Origin of the sequence: Staphylococcus sp. EG-SA-15, from assembly GCF_017151895.1 — a bacterium.
GTDB classification, from domain to species: domain Bacteria; phylum Bacillota; class Bacilli; order Staphylococcales; family Staphylococcaceae; genus Staphylococcus; species Staphylococcus aureus.
Genome location: NZ_JACVZN010000057.1, coordinates 1 through 3,368, shown reverse-complemented (window position 1 = coordinate 3,368; position 3,368 = coordinate 1). Strand labels below are relative to the sequence as shown.

The 3,368-nt window shown below is 34.9% G+C and carries 1 protein-coding gene and 2 pseudogenes; all 3 read right to left on the bottom strand.

The genetic code is table 11. The features are described from left to right. Window positions 1-1,854 (bottom strand): fibrinogen-binding adhesin SdrG C-terminal domain-containing protein (locus tag IDG64_RS14245; protein ID WP_206171350.1); only part of this gene is annotated, 1,854 nt, incomplete at its 3' end. Further along, window positions 1,838-1,938 (bottom strand): annotated as a pseudogene (locus IDG64_RS15620) (hypothetical protein). The gene IDG64_RS14245 and the pseudogene IDG64_RS15620, both read right to left, overlap by 17 nt. A gap of 595 nt (window positions 1,939-2,533) precedes the next feature. After that, window positions 2,534-3,368, bottom strand: a pseudogene (fnbA, locus tag IDG64_RS14240) (fibronectin-binding protein FnbA); the annotation flags it as partial.

Here is a 3,368-nt window from a genome sequence, read left to right as displayed (position 1 = left end):
TTCAATCAGATTACTTTCAGTCGTATATTCTTTCGTATCTTCAACTGTTGTATGGTCGCTCACTGCGCCAGTTAGAATACCTTTTGTAGACTCTTCGTCAAATTCAACTAAGTTAGACTCAGTTATTACTTGGCCACCACCTGGGTTTGTATCCTCTTCATATTCAACAACATCAGCGTGATGTTTTGAATTTTCATGTGTAGATTCTTCAAAATCCACATGAATAGAATCTTCTTCAGTTTCAATAATACCTTCTGCATGACCTTCTACACCTTCAACAGCTGTATGATATTCAAAATCAATTGACTTAGAATCGTTACTTTCTTCGATTGTACCAGTCAATTCATGCTTCTCCACTGGCGGCTCTGATTTAATGTCTAATTCAATTGGTTCACTCTTCTCAATGATAGGATCATTTGGCTTATCTTTACCGTCGCCTTGAGCGTTATTAGAGTAGAATGCAACGCCATTGTCCCATGTTAAACTTACTGGATAATAATAGTAATAACCGTAATTAGCATGATAGCCATGCAAATTAGTTCTGAATAATAACTCCTTGTCATTTTCATTATATTTACCTTCAAAACTTACAACATAACTTTTCTTATTTAGTGCATCTAAAGTTAATTTATAGCTACCGTTTTCACTTAGCGTTAATTTATCACTCATGTCATTGGTAACATCTTTAAATTTCTCTTGATCATTTGTGTTAGCATAGACGCTTTCTGGTAATTCATCACTCCCCAAATATTCGTAAACTTTAACGGTTGGAGTACTCTCAGTAGACAATCCGCCTTTCGCAAAAAAACCATTTATAGTTATTGAGGTCATCTCACTTTTTTTAGGATTAATATATGCTAAATGATGTATTTTATTATTTTGTTTATCTAATAAAGTTATACGTCCATTTACGGTTACGCCCCACTTATCTTTAACACCGTCTAGGTATTTGATATCAAATTCTTTTGAAATCTTATTTTCACCTAATTTAACTTCAATTGTTTGTTTTCCTTGTTTTGTAACTGTTGTTGGATCAATAAACAAATTTAAACTTAGTTCAGCGGTTAAATCTTTCTTATCTTTTACATATTCTTTGAATATATATCTAATTTTTCTTTCATCTAACACGTGGCCAACAGCCACAATGTTATCATCTTTACTTTTTATATCTGGCACTTTACGAAGAGGTGAGATACCATGTGTTTCAACATTATTACTTAATGTGAAATCAAAATAATCTCCCGCCTTAATCCCTTCATCAAAGTTCCATTTATATTTTAAGGTTACTCTTTCAGCGTTATGAGGATTAACAACATTTGTTCCTTGTTTATGTCCTTCTAAAGAGCTTTCAGTAACTTTCACTTTACCTGTTACATCTGTACCTGTCGCCTTAGCTTCTCCTGCTACTACGGCAACGTCAGTTGATCTTTTCATTCTTGGTTTAATTTCTGAGACGTTACTTGGTTGAGCTATGTCAACTTGAGTTCCTGTAGTTTCCTTATCAGCAACTTTTTCCGATGGCAAATCAACTCGCGAAGTTTCTACTTTTGGTGCTTGCACTGTTGTTGGTGCTTCTTCTGTTGTTACTTGTGTTGATTGTGATAGTTGCTCAGTTGATGTCACGCTGTATGATTGTGTTTCATCTATTGTATTAACGTTATTTGTAGTTGTTTGTGTTTCGCTTGCTTTACTTTCAGTAGCTGAACTCCCACTTTCCTCTACTGTAGTATTGTTTTGTTCCGATGCTGCAGCTTCTTTTTCTTGTCCCATTCCAACAACGATCATTGTTCCTAAGAATACTGAGGCCGCTCCCAATTTGTGTTTTCTTATGCCGTATCTAAGATTGCTTTTCACTATAATATTCTCCCTTAAATGTAAAATTCATTTATTTTTTAACTCAATAAATGCAATTCTATATTGTTCGGTTTTTAAAAGCAATGAAAAAAAGCGAGTTAATAAAAAGTTAAGATTGTTGTTAACTTTATGTATAATGAGTTTTTTATTATTTGGAACTCACATATATATTGTATACAAAGCTCTTGAATACCTTGATATAACAGGCTTGTATTTTTTATACTCACTTTTTAAATTAAATTAAAATTCATCTAATTTAAAGCAATATACTAAAGCATACATAATAATCGCCTGTACAATGCATCATTAAAAAGTCACTGAAATGCCTTTCATTGTATTAATAACGTCATTATAATTTTATATCGTTCGGTTTTTGTTTGATTTTAATGATTATTTATACAGAAACAGCCGTATTTCAAGACGACATTTTAAATTTCACTAAATTTGCATCTAGTTAATAATTGCATTTATCAAATTTGCCTTATTGATTCAATCTAATTTGTACATACAAACTAGTTTTAAATTCTAACTTTATCTCTCATTTTGTAATCAATCATCAGACATAAAGTGCTTCAGCAATCAGAAAACACTCTAATTTTCTATTAGAAATTTGATTTAATATAAAAAAACAGGCTTACTTCATATAATTTATGAAATAAACCCGTCAATTTTGGATTGATTATGCTTTGTGATTCTTTTTATTTCTCCGTAATAATGCTAAACCTAGAATGCTGAATAATCCGCCGAACAACATGCCTTTGTTTGTTGGTTCTTCACCACCTGTTTCAGGTAGTTCAGATTTCTTAGATTGTGCTTTTTTAGTTGGTGCCACTGCTTTAACCTTTTCATTGATTTCAATAACAGGTGTTACTACTTTACCTTGTTCCACTGGTTTAGAAGGCTTTTTAGGTTCTTCTTTGGCAGGTGGTACTGGTTTACCAGGTTCAGCTGGTACCTCTGGTGTTGGCGGTGTTGGTGTTTCCGGCTCAGCTGGCACCTCTGGTGTTGGCGGTGTTGGTGTTTCCGGCTCACTTGGTACCTCTGGCGTTGGTGGTGTTGGTATTTCCGGCTCACTTGGTACTTCTGGTGTCGGTGGCGTTGGTGTTTCCGGCTCACTTGGTACTTCTGGTGTTGGCGGTGTTGGTGTTTCCGGCTCACTCGGTACTTCTGGTGTCGGTGGTGTTGGCGGTGTTGGTGTTTCCGGCTCACTCGGTACTTCTGGTGTCGGTGGTGTTGGCGGCGTTGTATCTTCTTCAATCGTTTGTTGACCTTCATTTTGACCGCTTACTTTTGGAAGTGTATCTTCTTCAAAGTCAACACTATTGTGTCCACCGAATTGATAACTTGGTTTATCTTTATTTGTATCTTCTTCAATAATTTCAGTGTGCTTATTGAATCCGTGAATATGTGGCACACTGTCGAAGTCGATATCAATGATGTTACCGCCATGTTCATACTTAGGTTTGTCTTTTTCTGTATCTTCCTCGAATGACTGATTACCATTATTTTGACCA